Origin of the sequence: Paraburkholderia sp. BCC1876 (assembly GCF_902833695.1) — a bacterium.
GTDB lineage: Bacteria > Pseudomonadota > Gammaproteobacteria > Burkholderiales > Burkholderiaceae > Paraburkholderia.
Genome location: NZ_CADFGI010000007.1, coordinates 249,245 through 267,278 on the forward strand (window position 1 = coordinate 249,245; position 18,034 = coordinate 267,278).

Here is an 18,034-nt window from a genome sequence, read left to right on the forward strand (position 1 = left end):
GCCTGAATCCACCTTGCGGCCGGCATGCATTCCTTGGAGCCCGACATGCGCATGATCCTGTTCAGCAGCCGTCAGTACGACAGCGACACGTTCATCGAAGCCAACGGCAGGCATTGCTACGAACTGCACTTCCAGGAATCGCACCTCGACAGCGAAACCGCGATCCTTGCTCAGGGCTACGAGGTGGTGTGCCCGTTCGTCAACGACAAAGTCGACGCGGCCGTGCTCGAACGGCTTCATGCCGGCGGCACGCGCCTGATCGCGCTGCGCTCGGCCGGCTTCAATCATGTCGACCTGGCTGCGGCCGAACGCCTCGGCATCACGGTCGCGCGCGTGCCGGCGTATTCGCCGCACGCGGTGGCCGAACATGCGGTCGGCCTGATTCTGGCGTTGAACCGGCGTCTGCCGCGCGCCGTCGCGCGGACTCGCGAGGGTGACTTTTCGCTGCACGGGCTGCTCGGTTTCGATCTGCACGGCAAGACCGTAGGCGTGATCGGCACGGGGATGATCGGCCGCGTGTTCGGACGGATCATGGCGGGCTTCGGCATGCAGGTGCTTGCGCACGATCCCGGCACGCCCGCCGAAGACCTGCTCGCGCTCGGTGCGCGCTATGTTCCGCTCGATACCTTGCTGGCGGAATCGGACGTGGTCAGCCTGCACTGTCCGTTGGTGCCGGACACCTACCATCTGATCGACGGCCACGCGCTCGCCAGGATGAAACGCGGCGCGATGCTGATCAACACCGGCCGCGGCGGCCTGGTCGAAAGCAATGCGCTGATCGGCGCGTTGAAGGACGGCCAGCTCGGCCACCTCGGTCTCGACGTGTATGAGGAAGAAGGCGGCCTGTTCTTCGAGGATCACTCGAATCTGCCGCTGCAGGACGACGTGCTCGCGCGTCTGCTGATGTTCCCGAACGTGATCGTCACCGCGCACCAGGCGTTCTTCACGCGTGAAGCGATGAGCGAGATCGCCCAGACGACGCTCGACAACGTCGCGGCCTGGGAGAGCGGCACGCCACGCAACGTGGTGCGGGCGACGGGCTAAGGATGAGCGGCGGGCGGGGGAACGACCTGGGGCGGGCCGCCTAGCGTCGTTGCGCGAATCGCGGTGCGGGCGTCGTCCGGCGCGCCACAGAGTTCGCGCAGCATGACCGCCTCGCGCTCATGCACTTCCACCGGAAACCAGCGCGCGCCGGCATCGGCCAGATAGCGCGCGCGATGCTGCCCGTTGCGAAACGACACCACGCCTTCGCGCTCCAATCCGACCAGGCCGAGCAACCCCGGCGCGCGACGCGTCGTGATCGTCACATAGGGCATCTGCGGAATCCGCGGGTTGTCCGGATCGAGAAACTCGCGAATGCCGCGCACCTTGCCGGCATGCCATTCGGCAACCGGCTTCAGCACGTAGTCGGTGTTGTCGCGATCCGCGCAGGCGAGCAGCTTGCGCACGTCGATCAGCACCACTTGATGCCGCGTGCCGTCGGTGACGAACACGCGTTTCAGGCGCACATGGTCGAACCACGAATGCTCGAGGAGCGGCACGATCCACACGGTTTCGGCGCAAGCCGGCGAGGCGGCTGACGAGGGATTGGACGAGGGCAAAGGCAGGCTCGATAAGCTAGCGAAAATCCGCCAGCGCGTTAAAAGAGCGCTAACGCTACGAGTCGACTGTGTAAGAAGCATGACAGACCACGGCATTAATCACACTGCATGCTCATGCTGCCAGGACACCTCGGCATGAACACACTTTAAAAGTACCCGCACAGACGGGCAGACGCTGACCTCTATCGATGTAACGACTATAGCTAGGCAAAATTTCAATAGCTATGGACGCGTCGAAGTTAACCAGGATATCGGCGTCGCGGCACTCGTCCTTGAGTGGACCGCGCGCCGTATGCAGCAAAAAACAACAGCCGCCTGACGGCGCAGCAAGGGTGTTTTGACTTAGGTAGAATCCCCTACTGTTTGCCTCTTGTACGGCGCACGCGTTCTCGCCCCGAAAATGCGCGCCGGCCGCGCGACGCTTCCCGTCGCGCCGATTCACGCTCCGCCACCATGCCTTTACCCCTGCTCGCCCTTGCCGTTGCCGCATTTGGAATCGGTACCACTGAATTCGTGATCATGGGCTTGCTGCCCGACGTGGCACGCGACCTGTCCGTCTCGATTCCGGCCGCCGGCATGCTGGTGTCGGCGTATGCGCTCGGCGTCACGATCGGTGCGCCGATCGTCGCGATCGCGGTGGCCAACATGCCGCGCAAGAAAGCGTTGATGAGTCTGATCGGCGTGTTCATCGTCGGCAACATGCTGTGCGCGATCGCGCCGGGTTATGCCGTGCTGATGGCCGCGCGTATCGTCACGGCGTTCTGCCATGGCGCGTTCTTCGGTATCGGCTCGGTGGTGGCCGCGGGTCTGGTCGCGCCGAATCGCCGCGCGCAAGCCATCGCGCTGATGTTCACCGGCCTCACGCTCGCCAACGTGCTCGGCGTGCCGCTCGGCACCGCGCTCGGCCAGGCCGTGGGCTGGCGCGCAACCTTCTGGGCGGTGACCGGTATCGGCATCGTCGCGGCGGCTGCGCTCGCCGTCTGCCTGCCGGCCAAGATCGAGATGCAGAAGGCCAGCCTCATCCACGAATTCAGCGTGCTGAAGAATCCGCAGGTGCTGATGGTGCTCGGCATCAGCGTGCTCGCGTCGGCCAGCCTGTTTTCGACCTTCACCTACATCACCCCGATCCTCGAAGACGTGACCGGCTTCACGCCGCATGCGGTCACGCTCGTGCTGCTGCTGTTCGGCCTCGGCCTGACCGTGGGCAGCACGCTCGGCGGCAAGCTAGCCGACTGGCGGCTGTTGCCGTCGCTGGTGGCGTTCCTGCTGGCGATCGTCGTGATCCTCACGATCTTCGCGGGCACGATGCACGCGCAGATTCCGGCGATGATCACGATCTTCGTCTGGGGCATTCTGGCCTTCGCGATCGTGCCGCCGTTGCAAATGCTGATCGTCGACCGCGCAAGCCATGCGCCGAATCTGGCCTCGACCTTGAATCAAGGCGCGTTCAACCTCGGCAATGCCACGGGCGCGTGGCTCGGCGGCATGGCGATCGGCGCGGGCGCGCCGCTCACCACGCTACCGTGGGTCGGCGTGGCGACCTCGATCGGTGCGCTCGTGCTGACGCTGTGGTCGGTGTCGATCGACCGTCGCACCCAGCGGATGATGGCCGCGGGATAGTCGCCGCGTTGCGTGCTAATGACCCGCGGCCGTAGTAGCATCTCGGCCGATGAAAGTCATCTTCACTCGCGATTTCCTCGCGCTCATTCTTAGCGTTGCCGTAGTCGGGCTCGGCAGCGGCGCGACTCTTCCGCTCACCGCGCTCGCGCTGACGCAAGCCGGCTATGGCACCGACGTGGTCGGCCTGCTGACCGCCGCGCAAGCGGGCGGCGGCCTCTTCATCGTGCCGTTCGCCGGTTGGATCGCGGCGCGCTTCGGCGGCCGGCAGGTGATCGTCGGCGCAGTGCTGGTGGTGGCGATCGCCACCGCGCTGATGCAACTCACCGCGAACCTGTGGCTCTGGGCACTGTTGCGCGTGCTCTGCGGCGCCGCGCTAATGCTGCTCTTCACGATCGGCGAAGCCTGGGTCAACCAGCTCGCCGACGACGCCACCCGCGGCCGCGTCGTCGCGATCTACGCCACCAATTTCACGCTGTTCCAGATGTCGGGGCCGGTGCTGGTGAGTCAGATCGCCGACCTCATGCATTCGCGCTTCCTGATCTGCGGCGCGCTCTTTTTGCTGGCGCTGCCGATGCTCGCCACCATCCGCACCACACCGCACGCCGCCGACGACGAACACGCCGCGCACGGCAGTTGGCGTCACGTTTTGCCGCAGATGCCGGCGCTCGTGGTCGGCACGGGTTTTTTCGCGCTGTTCGACACGATCGCGCTGTCGCTGCTGCCGCTCTTCGCGATGTCGCACGGCATGACGAGCGAAGTCGCCGTGTTGTCGGCGTCGGCTTTGCTGCTCGGCGACACGACGATGCAGTTTCCGATCGGCTGGCTCGCGGACCGGCTGGGCCGCGAACGGGTGCATATCGGTTGCGGTGTGATCGTCGTGCTGCTGTTGCCGCTGCTGCCGTGGGCGATCACCTCGCCGTGGCTATGCTGGCCGTTGCTGTATGTGCTCGGCGCGGCGGCGGGTGCAATCTACACGTTGTCGCTGGTGGCTTGCGGAGAACGCTTTCGCGGCGTCGCGCTGGTGTCGGCGAGTTCGCTGGTGGGCGCGTCGTGGAGCGCGGCCAGTTTCGGTGGTCCGCTCGTGGCCGGTGCATTGATGAAGGGCGTCGGCAACGACGCGATGGTCGGCGTGCTGCTCGTGGCGGCACTCGCGTTTCTGGCGGCTGTCTGGTGGGAACGGCGACGCGCGCCGATGCGGGCAGTGGGGTAACGCGCGCCGCGCGGCGGGTGACGTCATGATGCGCTTGCGCACGTTAGAAATAAAAAAGCCGGCGTAATCCGCCGGCTTTGCACCTTGTGCCGTGGCGTTACTCGTGACGTTACGACTGCGCCGGCAAAATCTCCCCGGCGCACACGCCGAACCCCACCCGATAACCGTCACCCTGGCACCAGCCTGCCAACGTCAGTTCATCGCCGTCTTCGATAAAACTGCGCGTGCCTCCCTGCTGCAACTCCACCGGCTTCTTGCCGTTCCACGTCAGTTCCAGCAGGCTGCCGAACGAATCCTCGCTCGGTCCGCTGATCGTGCCCGAACCCATCAGATCGCCCACTCGCGTATTGCAGCCCGACACGGTGTGATGCGCGAGTTGCTGCGCCATCGTCCAGTACATGTGCCTGAAATTGGTCCGCGTGATCGTGCTCGCCTGCGTGGCCTGTTGCGGACGCAACGTCACTTCCAGATGAATATCGAAAGCGTGCGCGCCGTCGTGACGCAGATAAGCGAGCGGCTGCGGCTCCTGCACCGGTTGCGCGACGCGAAACGGTTCGAGCGCGTCGAGCGTGACGATCCACGGCGAGATCGTGGTCGCGAAGGTCTTCGCGTTGAACGGGCCGAGCGGCACGTATTCCCATTGCTGAATGTCGCGTGCGCTCCAGTCGTTCAGCAACACCATGCCGAAGATATTCGCTTCGGCATCCGCGCAGGCCACCGGCTCGCCCAGCGCATTGCCCGCGCCGATCACGAAACCCGTTTCCAGTTCGATATCCAGTTTGCGGCACGCACCGAACACCGGACGCTCCTGATCCGGCAACTTCAGTTGACCGTTCGGCCGACGTACCGGCGTCCCGCTCACCACCACCGACGACGCACGTCCGTTGTAGCCGATCGGCATTTCCGACCAGTTCGGCAGCAACGCATTCTTCGGATCGCGGAACATCGAGCCGACATTCGTCGCATGTTCTTTCGACGAATAGAAATCGGTGTAGCCCGGAATCTGCACCGGCAGATGCAATTGCGCGTCGGCCTGACGCACGAGCGCCTTCGCGCGCAGTGCGCTGTCGTCGCGCAAGGTGGCGGTGTCACGCCCCAGCAGATCGCTTAGCTGGACGCGGACGCTGCGCCACGCGTCGCGGCCCAGCGCGATGAAATCGTTCAACGTCTCGCGTGCAAACACGTCGGCTTTCGACGACACCTTAAGCAAACCCGCCGCCTGCAATGCGGCCAGATCGACGATCTGGTCGCCGATCGCCACGCCCACGCGCCGCGCCGCGTTCAGCCCATCACGCTTGTCGCTAAACACGCCGAACGGCAGATTCTGAATCGAAAAATCGCTGGTCGAATCGTTGGCCGATTCGACCCAGCTCTTGCGCGACGGATCGAGCGTCGCCTGAAGATCGCTCAATGCGTTCATCGTTGCTCCGGGTTGAAGTGTTTCTTGAGGCCTTGCCAGCACTCGTAGTAATGCGCCTGCAATTGCGAGGTGTCGAGCGCGAAACGGGTCGGCTTGAGCAGCGTGCGCGTTTCGAACATGAAGGCCAGCGTGTCGCCCACTTTGTGCGGCTTCGACGTATCGCTATGCGAGGCTTTTTCGAACGTGTCCGCGTCCGGGCCGTGACCCGTCATGCAGTTGTGCAGACTCCCGCCGCCGGGCACGAAGCCTTCGGCCTTGGCGTCGTACACGCCATGCACGAGGCCCATGAATTCGCTCGCCACATTGCGATGGAACCAGGGCGGCCGGAACGTATCTTCCGCGGCGAGCCAGCGCGGCGGGAAGATCACGAAGTCGATCGTATCGACGCCCGGCGTGTCGCTTTGCGATTGCAGCACCAGGAAAATCGACGGGTCCGGATGGTCGAAACTGATCGAGCCGATCGTGTTGAAGCGGCGCAAATCGTACTTGTACGGCGCGTAATTGCCGTGCCATGCCACCACGTCGAGCGGCGAATGGCCGATGTCCGCGCGCCACAGATTGCCGTTCATCTTGGCAACGAGTTCGAAGTCGCCTTCGCGGTCTTCGTAGGCCGCGTGCGGCGTGAGGAAATCGCGCGGATTCGCGAGACCGTTCGAGCCGATCGGGCCGAGATCCGGCAAGCGCAGCAGCGCGCCGAAGTTCTCGCAGATATAGCCGCGTGCGGTGCCGTCCGGCAGGCTCACCGCGAAGCGCACACCGCGCGGAATCACCGCGATTTCGAACGGCTCGACGTCGAGCCGGCCCATTTCGGTCGCGATGTGGAGACGCCCTTCCTGCGGCACGATCAGCAGTTCGCCGTCGGCGCTGTAAAAGAAACGGTCCTGCATCGAGCGGTTCGCGGCGTACAGATGAATCGCGCAACCGTTCATCGATTCTGCGGCGCCATTGCCCGCCATCGTCACCCAACCGTCGATGAAATCGGTCGGCTCCGTCGGCATCGGCAACGCGTCCCAACGCAGTTGATTGGGCGGCGTCGGCGGGACTTCGGCGAAGTTGGCGACGAGCCGTTCCGAAGGCAGCAACGTGAACGGCATATGCACAGCCGCCGGCCGGATCCGGTACGTCCACGTGCGGCGGTTGTGGCCGCGCGGCGCGGTGAACGCGGTGCCCGACAGTTGCTCGGCGTACAAACCGTAGGCTGCGCGCTGCGGCGAATTGCGGCCTTCGGGCAACGCGCCCGGCAGCGCCTCGGTGGCGAATTCATTGCCGAAGCCCGACTGATAACCCGGCTCGATCTCGAGCCGCGAGCGCGCGGTATTCGGCTGACGTGTTGCGGTGTCCATGCAAGGTTCTCCGTTGATACTCGTTCGTTTCATCTCACGCGGTCTGCGGCTCGGACGGGCGGCCGCGTTGCCGGGTCGCCGCGGCGAGCGCGATCACCAGCAGCGCGGAACACAGCACCGGCACAGCCGCCGCGTGGAACAGCGACGCGTTCGACCAGTTCATCGCGATCAGTTGGCCGCCGACCAGCGGCCCGATCACCGAGCCGATCCGGCCGATGCCGAGACTCCAGCCGATGCCCGTCGAGCGCAGGGTAGTCGGATAGAAATGACCCGCCAGCGCGTTGACCGCCGGTTGTCCGCCGACCACGCAGAAGCCGCCCGCGAACACCACGATCAGCAGCCACGGCAGCGCATGCGCGACCGTGCCGATGGTGCCGACCGCGAGCGCCGCGCCAGCAAAACACACAAACAGCACACGCACGAAGCCGAACCGTTCGATAAACCAGCCGAGCAGCAAGGTGCCGACCACGCCGCCCGTCTGCAGCACCGTGCCGACGATCACCGCGGTGGACGGCGAATACCCGGCGTCGCGCATCACGGTGGGCAGCCAGTTCGACAGGAAGTACAAGTCGATCAGGTTCATGAAACTGATCGCCCACAGAATCAGCGTGACCGGCGTGCGGCCCGCGCGGAACAGTTCTGCGACCGGCGCGCCGCCGGTGCCCTTCTCACGCACGACGACGCGGGTGTTGGCATCGATCGTCAGCGTCGGATCGAATTTCGCGAGCCAGCGCAGCGCGCGTTCGCTGTGTCCCTTGATAACGAGGAATTGCAGCGATTCCGGCAACGCGGCGAGCATCGCGAACGCGAGCAGCAGCGGCACCGTGCCGCCGACCCAGAACACCGCGCGCCAGCCGTAGGCCGGAATCAGCGCGGCGCTGACGAAGCCGCCGAGCGCCGCGCCCAGCGTGAAGCCGCACGACACCAGCATCATGCGCTTTACGCGATGCGCGGGCGACGCGAACTCGCCGACCAGCGCCATTGCGTTCGGCATGATGCAGCCGAGCCCGAGGCCGGTGATGAAGCGCAGCGCGATCAACGCGGGAATCGTCGAGACGAACGGTGTGGCCAGCATCGACACGGCGAAGAAAAACGTCGCGCCGATGAGCACCGGCCGACGGCCGATCCGGTCCGCCAGCACCGACAAACCCAGCGCGCCGAGCAGCATGCCGAACAGGCTGGCGCTGAACACCGGGCCGAGCGCGGCCTTCGACACGTGCCATTCGCCGATCACGCTAGGCGCGACATAGCCCATGGCCTGCGCGTCGAAGCCGTCGATCACGAGACACAGCCCGCACAACGCGAGCAGCATCCATTGAAAGGCCGGGTGATGCGTTTCGCCGAGCACGCGCTCGACTTCGATCACGTTGGCGGCGGCTGGAGCCGGGTTGGAACTCATTCGGGTGTCCCCTCATCCTGATGGATTGTCTGGTGGCCGCATGGATGGCAACGGCGACGATGATCTGTGCAGACGCGATCGTCGTCACTGCCCACACGGCAATTTACGTATAGTAAAACGAATTACGGATGGTGAAATTAACGTATACCCTGAAGCCCAGCCCGAATACGGCCGCCAGCCCCGGCGCACAAGCGTTCGGCGGATAACGTTATGAGCATTTTGTTCATGTGGGCGCGGGCCGGGCTGCTACCATCATTGGATGCGGCAACCGCGTCGCGTTGCCCGGCGCCGAGCGCGCCTCTTTTGCCATCCATTCGCCTACATGATTCCGCCGACCATCCCCAACCTCATCGCCCGCGCCGCCGAACACCCGTTTCTCGGCGAATACCTGGCGATGGGACACGGCGAGCACAGCGACATCGCGCTCGCCCGGTTCGACGGGCACGAGCTGGCGAGCAGTTACGAGCCGATCTTCGACATCAGCGTGCATTCGCTGGCGCAGTCGCTCACGTCCGGCGCCGAGGGTGTGGACCGGTTCGGCGACGAACTCGGCTTTCAGGCCGTCACGCAGCGGCTCGACGCGCCGCCGCTCGAGGTGTTCGACCCGTTCGACCGGATCGCCGACGACCAGCAGCTCGTGGCGCTCGACCGTATGTCGCGGGCGCTGCATGCAATCAATTTCTTTGGCGCGCAGCGGCACGGGTTGCTGTTTCTGCGCGTGCACGAGCGTCTGCTGAAGAGCGTGAAGTACGACCACGGCCGGCATTTTTCGACGGTGCTGGTGTCGTTCGGGCTGAACCCGTCGCGGGTGGTGATCGAGTTGCCGGCGGCGGCCGTCGCGCACAAGACGTTTCTCGGTTATCTGACCACGAGCTATCAGCGCCACGGCTTCAAGGTGGCGGGCAATCTGTCGAACGCGGGGCAGATTCTGTCGGTGTCGGAAACCGCGCGGCTCGACTTCATCAAGATGGATGCCGGCATCGCGTTGCGCGATGCGACGGTGAAACCGCTAGTGGGTTACGCGAGCCGCCTGCGGATTCCGCTGATCTTCAACCGCGTGGTGGATGAAGCGCAGTTCGTCGCGCTCCAGCAGTACGACGTGCGCTTCGTGCAAGGGCCGTTGTTCAACGCGCATTATCACGATCGGGCGGTTTGAGCGGGGCGGCTAGTGTTTCAACGCGCTTTAGCCCGTATCGCCCAGACGCCGCGCGAGCGCTTTCAAGCGCGGCCCGACGTTCTCACGAAACACCGCCTCGCCCATCGACGACGCCGGCCCGCTGCAACTGAGCACCAGCCAGCGCCCTTCGCGCGGCTCGCGAAACGGCACCGCGACCGCGTTCACGTCGTCGTGCCACGCGCGGAATGAATAGCAGCAGCGTTCCGCGGCGAACGCGGCAATTTCCGTTTCGGCGTCGGCGACTAAAGCCGGTCCTTCCTTTCCCGCCGCCTTCTTTAGTTCGGTCAGCAGCGCGGCGCGCACGTCGGCCGGTAGCACGGCCAGATACGCGCGGCCCATCGAGCTCGTGAGCATCGACAGTTTCGAGCCGGACGCCAGCCCGAGCGTCAGCGCGGTTTCGCTGCGGATCGTCTCCAGATAAATCATGTCGAGCCCGTCACGACAACCGAGCGACACCGCCGCGCCGACTTCGCGAGCGAAAGTGCGCATATGCGGACGCGCGAGTTCCAGCGTGTCGGTGCCCGAAAGCAGCGCGAAACCGAGCGACAACACACCGGCATCGAGCGCATATTTACCCAGCGTTTCGTCGAGCCGCAGATAGCCGAGCACCGTCAGCGTATAGGCGAGACGGTTGACCGTCGCCTTCGGCAGACCCGTGCGTTCGACGAAATCGCGATTGCCGAGCATGGTTTCGCCCGGTTTGAAGGCGCGCAGCAAATCCAGCCCGCGTGCGAGGGCGACGACGAATTTACGCTCGTCGAGCGGATCGGACAGAGTAGATGTGGGCGGCATGGGGTGATACACTCGGTCGTGGTTTGCAAAACATTGTTTCGCATAGCGGAACTTAAGTCAAGCCCGAGGATGTAGCTCAGACACGTTTCAGTCCAGAAGGAATCAGGAGATAAATCATGGCCGAGGCCGCGCAGTTTCACTGGGAAGACCCGTTGCTGCTGGATCAGCAGCTCACCGAAGACGAACGCATGGTGCGCGACGCCGCCGCGGCCTACGCGCAGGACAAGCTGCAACCGCGCGTGCTCGAGGCCTTCCGTCATGAGAAGACCGACATCGAGATTTTTCGCGAAATGGGCGAACTCGGCCTGCTCGGTCCGACGATTCCTGAGCAATACGGTGGCCCCGGGCTGAACTACGTGGCGTACGGCTTGATTGCGCGCGAGGTGGAGCGCGTCGATTCCGGCTATCGGTCGATGATGTCGGTGCAGTCGTCGCTCGTCATCGTACCGATTTATGAATTCGGCTCGGAAGCGCAAAAGCAGAAGTACCTGCCGAAGCTCGTTACCGGCGAATGGATCGGCTGCTTCGGCTTGACCGAGCCGAATCACGGCTCCGATCCGGGCAGCATGATCACACGCGCGAAGAAGGTGGACGGCGGCTACTCGCTGTCGGGCGCGAAAATGTGGATCACCAATTCGCCGATCGCCGACGTGTTCGTCGTGTGGGCGAAGCTGGAGGAGAACGGCAAGGATTCGATCCGCGGCTTCGTTCTCGAGAAGGGCTGGAAGGGGCTGTCGACACCGACTATTCACAGCAAGGTCGGTTTGCGGGCGTCGATCACCGGCGAAATCGTGATGGACGAAGTGTTCGTGCCGGAAGAGAACCGTTTCCCGGAAGTCAGCGGCTTGCGCGGTCCGTTCACGTGCCTGAACTCGGCGCGCTACGGCATTGCGTGGGGTGCGCTCGGCGCGGCGGAAGCCTGCTGGCACACCGCGCGTCAGTACGTGCTGGACCGCAAGCAGTTCGGCCGGCCGCTCGCCGCGAATCAGCTGATCCAGAAGAAGCTCGCCGACATGCAGACCGAAATCACGCTCGGTTTGCAAGGCGTGCTACGCCTCGGTCGCATGAAGGACGAAGGCACTGCGGCGGTCGAGATCACGTCGATCATGAAGCGCAATTCGTGCGGCAAGGCGCTGGATATCGCGCGGCTCGCGCGTGACATGCTCGGCGGCAACGGTATTTCGGACGAGTTCGGGATTGCGCGGCATCTGGTGAATCTGGAGGTCGTGAATACCTACGAAGGGACGCACGATATTCACGCGCTGATTCTGGGCCGTGCGCAGACGGGAATTCAGGCGTTTTTCTGATGGGTTGGTGAGGCGCTGACGGGATAAAAGCAAAAGGCCGATTCTCTTGCGAGAACCGGCCTTTTGCCTTGTGGCGCCTCAGCCGCTTACTTGTTCGGCTGCGGCGTCATGCGCAGATACGGGCGCAGCGCCTTGTAGCCCTTCGGGAATTTCTGTTTGATGATTTCTTCGTCCTTCAACGACGGGACGATCACCACGTCGTCGCCCTGCTTCCAGTTGCCCGGCGTCGCCACCGAATGGTTGTCGGTGAGCTGCAGCGAGTCGATCACCCGCAGCACTTCGTCGAAGTTCCTGCCCGTGCTGGCCGGATAGGTGATGATGAGACGCACCTTCCGCTTCGGATCGATCACGAACAGCGAACGGACCGTCAGGGTCTCGTTGGCGTTCGGGTGAATCATGTCGTACAGCTCAGCAACCTTGCGATCGCCGTCCGCGAGAATCGGAAAGCCGACGTTGGCCGCCTGCGTTTCGTTGATGTCCTTGATCCATTCCTTGTGCGACTCTGCCGTGTCGACCGACAGTGCGATCGTCTTCACGTTGCGCTTCTCGAACTCGCCCGCCAGCTTGGCGGTCAGACCGAGCTCGGTCGTGCAGACCGGCGTGAAGTCCGCCGGATGCGAGAACAGCACACCCCAGCTATCGCCCAGCCAATCATGAAACTTGATACGACCCACACTCGATTCCTGCTCGAAATCCGGTGCGATATCGCCAAGACGTAGACTCATGATGCATCTCCTTTAGATGTTCGGACAGTCCGCGCGAGCCTCTGCCCGCGACCCCGCAAAGTTAAAGCATACCGGACAGGCGGTGCACCGCTAACGAACATCGCGTCACTACTTTATGCGTTTTTGTAATTTTCGCCGTTTTAGTGGAAACTTTGCGGGACAGATCAACTCCATCTTAAGCAAACTTTCCTGCATGATGCTGTGGGTGGTAGCGTTCTCAAAACTCCTCAACCAGGAACGGTTCGTGCGTTCCTTCGAACAATCGGGCACTGCGCTCGCCAGCGGCCGTTTCTTTGGTTACGATTCACGCGTGGCGTGAGCCGAAGGGGAGCTGTCAATGTCGGAAGTCAACAAGGAGAGATTGATGTCGGATATCAAAACCGTCCTCGCGGACGCGGAAGATCTGCTGAAACAGGCCGCGAGCGCCACGGGCGAGCGCGCTTCGGAACTGCGTGAAACGGCGCTGACGCGCCTGAAGCAGGCTAAGGAAAAAGCGGCTGACGTGCAGGTCGTGGTGGTCGAAAAAGGCAAGAAGGCTGCCCGCGCCACCGACGACTATGTGCATGAGCATCCGTGGGCATCCATCGGCATCGCCGCAGGCGCCGGCGTGCTGCTGGGTTTGCTGATCAACCGCAAGTAAGCAGGCACCACCTGATGCGCCGGGCGGCGAGCATCTCGGCTCCCGTCTCGGCCCATCAGCGAATCGAGTTGACCGGCGCCCGTCTGGCCGGTCCGCTTCTCCTGGCGCGCACAAGCGCCGGTTAGGCCTTTACGCGCAACGCCCACAGCTATGACGATCGAAACACAATCGCAGCGCGGAGAACACAGCCCGTTGCGCCGCATTATCGGATCCGTGTTTGCCATTTTGCAGACGCGGCTGGAACTGGTCGGCATTGAACTCGCCGAAGAAAAAGACCGTCTGCTTGCCGTGCTGTTTCTCGGCCTTGCCGCGATGATGCTCGCCACCATGGCGCTGATCGCATTGACGGCGCTGATCGCAATCGCTTTCTGGGACACTTACCGGTGGCAGGCGCTTGCCAGCATCACCGCGGTTTATGCGATTGCGGGACTGGCCTGTGCGCTGAAAGCGCGCAGTGGTCTGCGCAGTGCACCGATGGTATTCGAAGCGACTATCGCTGAGTTCGAAAAGGATCGCGACGTGTTTCGCAAACCGTGAAGCGGAGTGCGCTGCGCACTTTGCCTGCGGCAGCGTTGCACCGTTGTTGAGATGCTGTTGAGAAATGTGCGCGGTTTTGGGGTTTTTTAGGGTTTTAGTGCCCCGGTTTTAGTGCCCCGTCAGCAAGTTTTTTGCAGCACCCTTGCTGCACTATTTGCACTACCGCTCGCCGCTTTTTTGCAGCCATTTTTTGCAGTCGATTCGTAGCTGATTTGCGATTGTCTGTGATTGTCTGATTGCTCCACCTCCACTGCCGCCGACACGCCATGAGCCAGATCCATTCCGATACCGCCTTCCGTAACAAACGCCACCAGGCGAAAGATCTGAGCGCGCCGCACCTGCGAGCACTGCGCAAGGAATTGCTGATGGTGCGCGCGGATGTCGAGCGTATGGAGCTCGCTCAGGCAACCATCGAACTGCGCCAGGCGGTCACTCATTTCAGTTGGCTCAAGTTCCTTGTGCCGGGCTTTAGCAATATGCGCCCGGGCCGCGGCTCGAAGTCGAATTTCCTCAACGCGGGGAATATCGGCGCATTGCTGAAGGAGTATCCGCTGATCAGTTCCATCGCTTCGATGGTGCTCGCCAAGCCGTTGCGCGCGACGCTTGCCGCTGGCGCCAAACCGGCGCTCAAGTGGGGCGGCCTTGCGCTTGCCGGGTGGGAAGCGTATCGAATCTGGCAGCAGATGAAGCGTGATTCGGCTGGGTCTTCGCGGGAGAAGGTTGACTCGACGGATGGGGGGTATTGAAGGGTTGGGCGGAGTGGGTTGTAGCCCGCTCTAACCGGTTTTCCAGCATTCACCGATTGACGGCATTAAAACGCCGCTCCCATTACTACCGCTTCTATTACTTCTCTGTCCCGTCGCATCCAGCGTAAAGATGCCGCAGGCGTCGTCGCGCATGGGTCCGGACTCGGTCGGCGCGGCCTCTATCGAATAGCCGCCATTGGTGTCGTCCGCAGGCAGCACACGCAGGCTGTAGATCGGCGCACCGAATTGCGGCGCCTGATCCAGACCAGGAGGCAAAGCCGTCAGGTTGTCGCTCGCCGCACGCTCGACGAATTGCGCCGCCCGATAAAGCGCCGATGCCGCGTCGATTCGATGCGCGCGCTCGACGTGACTCCGATACGAAGGCACGGCGAATACGGCGAGCGTGGCAACTATCGCGAGCGTGATCATCAGTTCGAGCAACGTAAATGCGGATGTATGCCGGCCTGTCATGAGCCTCCCGTCAAAATGGCTTTGCGGCGACGCGGCGCCAATGGCGCTCGACTTTTTCGCCCTCGACGACCAGTTCCATCTGCAGCCAGACCTGCGACTCTTTAGTCCGCCCGAAGCCGCGCGAAGTCAGCAGGAATGCTCGTGCATCGGCGCGCGTGGCAAGACGCCATGCTTCGATCAAACATTGCGGCGGTCGCAGCGATCCGGGCCATTGCGCAACGGGTGCGACCGCGCCAGCCTCGAATGCGGATTCGAGCTTCCATTGCACCGGCTCACCCGAAGCAGCCGGTGGCATCGCGGCGGCACCGTCACCTGCCGCCGTGACGACAGCGCGGGAGCACAACGTCAGCACTGAATCGGCCGCATGGAACGCCTGCAGATAATCGCGGACGTTGCTAGCGGCGCGCGCCGACGCAAGCGAGCTTTCGAACCACGCTGCGGACGTGGCCAACATCATTGCGGCAATCAGCAACACGATGGGGAGCACAGTGCCGTGGTGATGAACGCGCGACACGCCACGCAGGCCCGCCTTCTTTCGATGCGCGGTCACAGAGAAACCCCCGCCGCTGAGTTACGTATCGCCACCCGCCGCCAGAACGCCTGCCGCGCGCGCGAGTCGGCGCTCATGGCGCTAATGCCGTCGCAATCGACATAACTCCCGCGCTGCGCTCGCGGCGCGCCTCGAACGAGCACGCAGAGGTCGACCGCAACGATCTTCGCCCATTGATCAACCGTGACCGCTGACGCTTCGATCGCGTCCAATCGGTCAGCTAGCCAGTACTTGATCCGCAAGCGCTCGACACCTTCGACCAACGGTTGCGCGGATCCCGCCTTGCCATTGCCCTCGCAATAGAGCTCCGGCTCCCCGGTCGAACCACTGACTCGCGCGAAATACCGGTTCACGACCGGGACACCGCGGTCACCGAGCGCCGCGTTGGTGGCGGTCACGGCTTGTCCGAGGCAGTCGGTGGATTGCCCGGCCGCCGATGGCCACGTCGAGATGTTGTCTCCAACATACCGAACCACGACACCGTCCGAGCGGCTGGACAGCGTCTCGCAGACGGGGCTGTCGTCAGAGGCCGTCGGCCGGCCGCCCGAGCATCCGAATATCGGCGGAGGATTGGCGTAACGTACGACGTCCGCGGGCACGAAGCCGGCCATTTGCAGTTGCTGCCCGATCAAGGTCAGCGCGGTCAACCCGGCTTCGCGAATCCGCGCCGAGTCGCTGGCCTGTTCGAACGCCGCCCTCTGCGCTGTATAGAGCGAAACCGCGCCCGCAGTCACGAGCAAGCCCAATGCGATGGCGATCACGAATTCCACCAGCGTATGGCCCCGAGCAGAAACCAAACGCGCCATCATTCCGCGAACGCCAATGCGACGCATGAGAGGCCGGCGGGAACATCCACTCCGCCACAAGACTCGGGTTTGTCGATGATATTGTCGGCAGGCGGCATGTTGAGCGGGGCCACCCACGTCACACGCGCAGCGGACAACCCGCCGCTTGCTTCCACCGACGCCTGGCCATGCGGCAACAGCACCGCCGCTCGCGCGTTCCATTGCCTGATCGCGGCATCGCTCGCGGTAGGTGCGTACATGGCCTCCGCGACCGAATCGGCAATCCACGCCGCGTGCTCGCGCTGTGCCGTCGCGTGCGCTTCGCGAGCGGTCCACAGTTGACCGGCGATCAACCCGAGCGCCGTCACCGCCATCAACGAAATCGCCAGCATGACTTCGATTAGCGAGCTGCCGTCGCATGCCAATGCGCGATGGCGCGGCCAGGGCCTCAGTGAAAGCCGCCTCACGACACGGCTCCGCAAGCACCCTGAACAATCCGCACGCGTCCCCCGGCGGCGATATGGATACAGCGTCGCCACGCGTTCCCCTGAGTTGCTCCTGAAGATACGCGCGGGGCGATTTCGAAACTGCGAAACGTGCCGATCAATTGCGCCGCCGGCGGCGTGAACGTGAGATTTGTCTGCGTCCCGCTGATGCTTACCGCACTTAACGAAGGATGCGCGCGCAAAAGCGTAAGCGTGCCGCCGCGCTCTGCCATGACGGCCCAGCCACAGGACCAGTCAGCAACGCCGTTGGCGCAAGCTTGCCCCGCGACAAGACACCGGCGTGCGGCGTCGACCCGGCAGACGGTAATACGTGTCCCGCGACGCAGCGCTTCGCTGCGCGCGTAGGCAAAGGTCGAGGCAAGCGCTTTCGCGCGGGCGTCGATCTGATCCCGCACGTGCCAGGCGACGAACGACGGCGTCGTCAGCACGGCGACGACAGCAAGTAGGGCAACCACGGCCAGCGTTTCGACGAGCGTAAAGCCGCCGGATGGCGGTCGACAGACGGCGTCCTGTTTCATCTGCATCCCTGATCGTTGCAAAGAATGCAGCCAATCTAGCGGTTCGCAAACGGCTCAACAATCGGCCGAATGGCCAGGTGGCACTCAGACGCTATCGCGCGCAAAAATGCACGCGTCGAACCATAACGGAGCGGGAGCAACCAATGCGCGAATCAACGCGGAGAAAAACGGATACTCGAACGCAACACGCGGCGCGGCCGCGATCAGCGCTTGCGGGGAGGCTTGGGAGGAGAAGAGGCGCGGCGAAATTCTTCGATTACGTCTTCGAACTCAGAGACGTCTTCAAAGCGCCGGTAAACGGAGGCAAAACGAACGTAGGCAATCGTATCGAGCTCGCGCAACTCGTTCATGACGAGTTCGCCGAGGCGCTCACTACGCACCTCACGCTCGCCGCTACCGAGCAACTGATACTCGATGCGGGCGACGGCCGCGTCGATCGCGTCCGCTGCGACCGGGCGCTTGCGCAGCGCCAGTTGCATGCTCGCGACGATCTTGCGGCGATCGAATTCCGTGCGGCTACCGTCCTTCTTGACGACCGACGGCAACGCCAGCTCGACCCGCTCATACGTCGTGAAACGTTTGTCGCAGGCCGGGCAGCGGCGGCGCCGGCGAATCGTTGCGCCGTCTTCGGATACGCGCGAGTCGACAACCTGCGTATCGGCGTGACGGCAGAAGGGGCAGTGCATA

At 63.5% G+C, this 18,034-nt stretch carries 21 protein-coding genes; 8 read left to right on the plus strand and 13 right to left on the minus strand.

Annotated elements, in window-relative coordinates; genetic code table 11:
* Positions 1 to 45: 45 nt before the first annotated feature.
* Positions 46 to 1,044, plus strand: coding sequence for a 2-hydroxyacid dehydrogenase (locus HWY05_RS24935; protein WP_176059952.1), 999 nt, complete (start codon positions 46 to 48; stop codon positions 1,042 to 1,044).
* Here HWY05_RS24935 and HWY05_RS24940 read toward each other — a convergent pair.
* Positions 1,041 to 1,682 carry a hypothetical protein gene (locus HWY05_RS24940; RefSeq protein ID WP_051980595.1) on the minus strand — a complete coding sequence of 214 codons (642 nt, stop codon included), beginning with the start codon at positions 1,680 to 1,682 and terminating at the stop codon, positions 1,041 to 1,043. The two genes, HWY05_RS24935 and HWY05_RS24940, sit on opposite strands and share 4 nt — an antisense overlap.
* Positions 1,683 to 2,054: 372 nt before the next feature.
* Between HWY05_RS24940 and HWY05_RS24945 the strand changes: the two genes are divergently transcribed.
* Both HWY05_RS24945 and HWY05_RS24950 read left to right on the plus strand, forming a co-directional pair.
* The gene (locus tag HWY05_RS24945; RefSeq protein ID WP_035552872.1) at positions 2,055 to 3,221 is read left to right on the plus strand and encodes an MFS transporter; all 1,167 of its coding nucleotides are present in this window, start codon (positions 2,055 to 2,057) and stop codon (positions 3,219 to 3,221) included.
* A gap of 49 nt (positions 3,222 to 3,270) precedes the next feature.
* The gene (locus tag HWY05_RS24950) at positions 3,271 to 4,431 is read left to right on the plus strand and encodes an MFS transporter (protein WP_035552875.1); all 1,161 of its coding nucleotides are present in this window, start codon (positions 3,271 to 3,273) and stop codon (positions 4,429 to 4,431) included.
* Between the two features lie 109 nt (positions 4,432 to 4,540).
* Here HWY05_RS24950 and fahA read toward each other — a convergent pair whose 3' ends face one another.
* Genes fahA through HWY05_RS24965 form a run of 3 tightly spaced genes read right to left on the minus strand, consistent with a single transcriptional unit; the run spans position 4,541 to position 8,593 of the window.
* Positions 4,541 to 5,851: a fumarylacetoacetase gene (gene fahA, locus HWY05_RS24955; RefSeq protein WP_176059953.1), complete on the minus strand. Its 1,311-nt coding sequence runs from the start codon at positions 5,849 to 5,851 to the stop codon at positions 4,541 to 4,543.
* Positions 5,848 to 7,194 carry a homogentisate 1,2-dioxygenase gene (hmgA, locus tag HWY05_RS24960; protein ID WP_176059954.1) on the minus strand — a complete coding sequence of 449 codons (1,347 nt, stop codon included), beginning with the start codon at positions 7,192 to 7,194 and terminating at the stop codon, positions 5,848 to 5,850. Before hmgA ends, fahA begins: the two co-directional genes overlap by 4 nt.
* Before the next feature lie 34 nt (positions 7,195 to 7,228).
* Complete coding sequence (locus HWY05_RS24965) at positions 7,229 to 8,593, minus strand: MFS transporter (RefSeq protein WP_176059955.1); 1,365 nt, start codon at positions 8,591 to 8,593, stop codon at positions 7,229 to 7,231.
* 322 nt (positions 8,594 to 8,915) lie between these two features.
* Here HWY05_RS24965 and HWY05_RS24970 point away from each other — a divergent pair, with 322 nt between their 5' ends.
* Positions 8,916 to 9,749, plus strand: a complete 834-nt coding sequence (locus tag HWY05_RS24970) for an EAL domain-containing protein (protein ID WP_176059956.1) — start codon at positions 8,916 to 8,918, stop codon at positions 9,747 to 9,749.
* A 27-nt stretch (positions 9,750 to 9,776) separates the two neighbouring features.
* On the opposite strand, the gene HWY05_RS24975 is transcribed toward HWY05_RS24970, so the two are convergent.
* Positions 9,777 to 10,562 carry an IclR family transcriptional regulator gene (locus HWY05_RS24975; RefSeq protein ID WP_035552886.1) on the minus strand — a complete coding sequence of 262 codons (786 nt, stop codon included), beginning with the start codon at positions 10,560 to 10,562 and terminating at the stop codon, positions 9,777 to 9,779.
* Positions 10,563 to 10,678: 116 nt separating this feature from the next.
* Between HWY05_RS24975 and HWY05_RS24980 the strand changes: the two genes are divergently transcribed.
* Complete coding sequence (locus tag HWY05_RS24980; RefSeq protein ID WP_035552889.1) at positions 10,679 to 11,869, plus strand: acyl-CoA dehydrogenase; 1,191 nt, start codon at positions 10,679 to 10,681, stop codon at positions 11,867 to 11,869.
* An 86-nt stretch (positions 11,870 to 11,955) separates the two neighbouring features.
* Here HWY05_RS24980 and HWY05_RS24985 read toward each other — a convergent pair whose 3' ends face one another.
* The gene (locus tag HWY05_RS24985) at positions 11,956 to 12,594 is read right to left on the minus strand and encodes a peroxiredoxin (protein ID WP_035552890.1); all 639 of its coding nucleotides are present in this window, start codon (positions 12,592 to 12,594) and stop codon (positions 11,956 to 11,958) included.
* A gap of 337 nt (positions 12,595 to 12,931) precedes the next feature.
* Here HWY05_RS24985 and HWY05_RS24990 point away from each other — a divergent pair, with 337 nt between their 5' ends.
* On the plus strand, positions 12,932 to 13,234 hold the full coding sequence (locus HWY05_RS24990; protein WP_028198798.1) for a DUF883 family protein: 303 nt from the start codon (positions 12,932 to 12,934) through the stop codon (positions 13,232 to 13,234).
* 150 nt (positions 13,235 to 13,384) lie between these two features.
* Positions 13,385 to 13,771 carry a phage holin family protein gene (locus tag HWY05_RS24995; protein WP_035552894.1) on the plus strand — a complete coding sequence of 129 codons (387 nt, stop codon included), beginning with the start codon at positions 13,385 to 13,387 and terminating at the stop codon, positions 13,769 to 13,771.
* 119 nt (positions 13,772 to 13,890) lie between these two features.
* Here HWY05_RS24995 and HWY05_RS25000 read toward each other — a convergent pair whose 3' ends face one another.
* Positions 13,891 to 14,052 carry a hypothetical protein gene (locus HWY05_RS25000; protein ID WP_176059957.1) on the minus strand — a complete coding sequence of 54 codons (162 nt, stop codon included), beginning with the start codon at positions 14,050 to 14,052 and terminating at the stop codon, positions 13,891 to 13,893.
* Between HWY05_RS25000 and HWY05_RS25005 the strand changes: the two genes are divergently transcribed.
* Positions 14,038 to 14,517, plus strand: a complete 480-nt coding sequence (locus HWY05_RS25005) for a DUF3318 domain-containing protein (RefSeq protein WP_035552896.1) — start codon at positions 14,038 to 14,040, stop codon at positions 14,515 to 14,517. The genes HWY05_RS25000 and HWY05_RS25005 overlap by 15 nt on opposite strands.
* A gap of 30 nt (positions 14,518 to 14,547) precedes the next feature.
* Here HWY05_RS25005 and HWY05_RS25010 read toward each other — a convergent pair whose 3' ends face one another.
* The 6 genes from HWY05_RS25010 to nrdR all read right to left on the minus strand — a co-directional run bounded on the left by HWY05_RS25010 (position 14,548) and on the right by nrdR (position 18,033).
* Positions 14,548 to 14,988: a type IV pilin protein gene (locus tag HWY05_RS25010; RefSeq protein WP_035552899.1), complete on the minus strand. Its 441-nt coding sequence runs from the start codon at positions 14,986 to 14,988 to the stop codon at positions 14,548 to 14,550.
* Positions 14,989 to 14,998: 10 nt separating this feature from the next.
* Positions 14,999 to 15,445, minus strand: a complete 447-nt coding sequence (locus tag HWY05_RS25015; protein ID WP_244146693.1) for a pilus assembly protein — start codon at positions 15,443 to 15,445, stop codon at positions 14,999 to 15,001.
* An 89-nt stretch (positions 15,446 to 15,534) separates the two neighbouring features.
* A complete protein-coding gene (locus tag HWY05_RS25020; RefSeq protein ID WP_176060044.1) occupies positions 15,535 to 16,347 on the minus strand; it encodes a PilW family protein in 813 nt (270 codons plus the stop codon).
* Entirely contained in the window at positions 16,344 to 16,715 is a 372-nt protein-coding gene (locus tag HWY05_RS25025; RefSeq protein ID WP_244146688.1) for a hypothetical protein, read from the minus strand. The genes HWY05_RS25020 and HWY05_RS25025 overlap by 4 nt, the downstream gene beginning before the upstream one ends.
* A 71-nt stretch (positions 16,716 to 16,786) precedes the next feature.
* Positions 16,787 to 17,347 (minus strand): GspH/FimT family pseudopilin, encoded by a 561-nt coding sequence (locus HWY05_RS25030; RefSeq protein WP_176059959.1) that lies wholly within the window; start codon positions 17,345 to 17,347, stop codon positions 16,787 to 16,789.
* A 203-nt stretch (positions 17,348 to 17,550) separates the two neighbouring features.
* Positions 17,551 to 18,033 (minus strand): transcriptional regulator NrdR, encoded by a 483-nt coding sequence (gene nrdR, locus HWY05_RS25035; protein WP_035552907.1) that lies wholly within the window; start codon positions 18,031 to 18,033, stop codon positions 17,551 to 17,553.
* Position 18,034 lies beyond the last annotated feature (1 nt).

Bases quoted from the DNA above. Each gene is read 5' to 3' on its own strand.
- HWY05_RS24935 (WP_176059952.1), top strand. From the start codon at position 46: ATGCGCATGATCCTGTTCAGCAGCCGTCAGTACGACAGCGACACGTTC.
- HWY05_RS24940 (WP_051980595.1), bottom strand. From the start codon at position 1,682: ATGCTTCTTACACAGTCGACTCGTAGCGTTAGCGCTCTTTTAACGCGC.
- HWY05_RS24945 (WP_035552872.1), top strand. From the start codon at position 2,055: ATGCCTTTACCCCTGCTCGCCCTTGCCGTTGCCGCATTTGGAATCGGT.
- HWY05_RS24950 (WP_035552875.1), top strand. From the start codon at position 3,271: ATGAAAGTCATCTTCACTCGCGATTTCCTCGCGCTCATTCTTAGCGTT.
- fahA (WP_176059953.1), bottom strand. From the start codon at position 5,851: ATGAACGCATTGAGCGATCTTCAGGCGACGCTCGATCCGTCGCGCAAG.
- hmgA (WP_176059954.1), bottom strand. From the start codon at position 7,194: ATGGACACCGCAACACGTCAGCCGAATACCGCGCGCTCGCGGCTCGAG.
- HWY05_RS24965 (WP_176059955.1), bottom strand. From the start codon at position 8,593: ATGAGTTCCAACCCGGCTCCAGCCGCCGCCAACGTGATCGAAGTCGAG.
- HWY05_RS24970 (WP_176059956.1), top strand. From the start codon at position 8,916: ATGATTCCGCCGACCATCCCCAACCTCATCGCCCGCGCCGCCGAACAC.
- HWY05_RS24975 (WP_035552886.1), bottom strand. From the start codon at position 10,562: ATGCCGCCCACATCTACTCTGTCCGATCCGCTCGACGAGCGTAAATTC.
- HWY05_RS24980 (WP_035552889.1), top strand. From the start codon at position 10,679: ATGGCCGAGGCCGCGCAGTTTCACTGGGAAGACCCGTTGCTGCTGGAT.
- HWY05_RS24985 (WP_035552890.1), bottom strand. From the start codon at position 12,594: ATGAGTCTACGTCTTGGCGATATCGCACCGGATTTCGAGCAGGAATCG.
- HWY05_RS24990 (WP_028198798.1), top strand. From the start codon at position 12,932: ATGTCGGAAGTCAACAAGGAGAGATTGATGTCGGATATCAAAACCGTC.
- HWY05_RS24995 (WP_035552894.1), top strand. From the start codon at position 13,385: ATGACGATCGAAACACAATCGCAGCGCGGAGAACACAGCCCGTTGCGC.
- HWY05_RS25005 (WP_035552896.1), top strand. From the start codon at position 14,038: ATGAGCCAGATCCATTCCGATACCGCCTTCCGTAACAAACGCCACCAG.
- HWY05_RS25000 (WP_176059957.1), bottom strand. From the start codon at position 14,052: ATGGATCTGGCTCATGGCGTGTCGGCGGCAGTGGAGGTGGAGCAATCA.
- HWY05_RS25010 (WP_035552899.1), bottom strand. From the start codon at position 14,988: ATGACAGGCCGGCATACATCCGCATTTACGTTGCTCGAACTGATGATC.
- HWY05_RS25015 (WP_244146693.1), bottom strand. From the start codon at position 15,445: ATGATGTTGGCCACGTCCGCAGCGTGGTTCGAAAGCTCGCTTGCGTCG.
- HWY05_RS25020 (WP_176060044.1), bottom strand. From the start codon at position 16,347: ATGATGGCGCGTTTGGTTTCTGCTCGGGGCCATACGCTGGTGGAATTC.
- HWY05_RS25025 (WP_244146688.1), bottom strand. From the start codon at position 16,715: ATGCTGGCGATTTCGTTGATGGCGGTGACGGCGCTCGGGTTGATCGCC.
- HWY05_RS25030 (WP_176059959.1), bottom strand. From the start codon at position 17,347: ATGAAACAGGACGCCGTCTGTCGACCGCCATCCGGCGGCTTTACGCTC.
- nrdR (WP_035552907.1), bottom strand. From the start codon at position 18,033: ATGCACTGCCCCTTCTGCCGTCACGCCGATACGCAGGTTGTCGACTCG.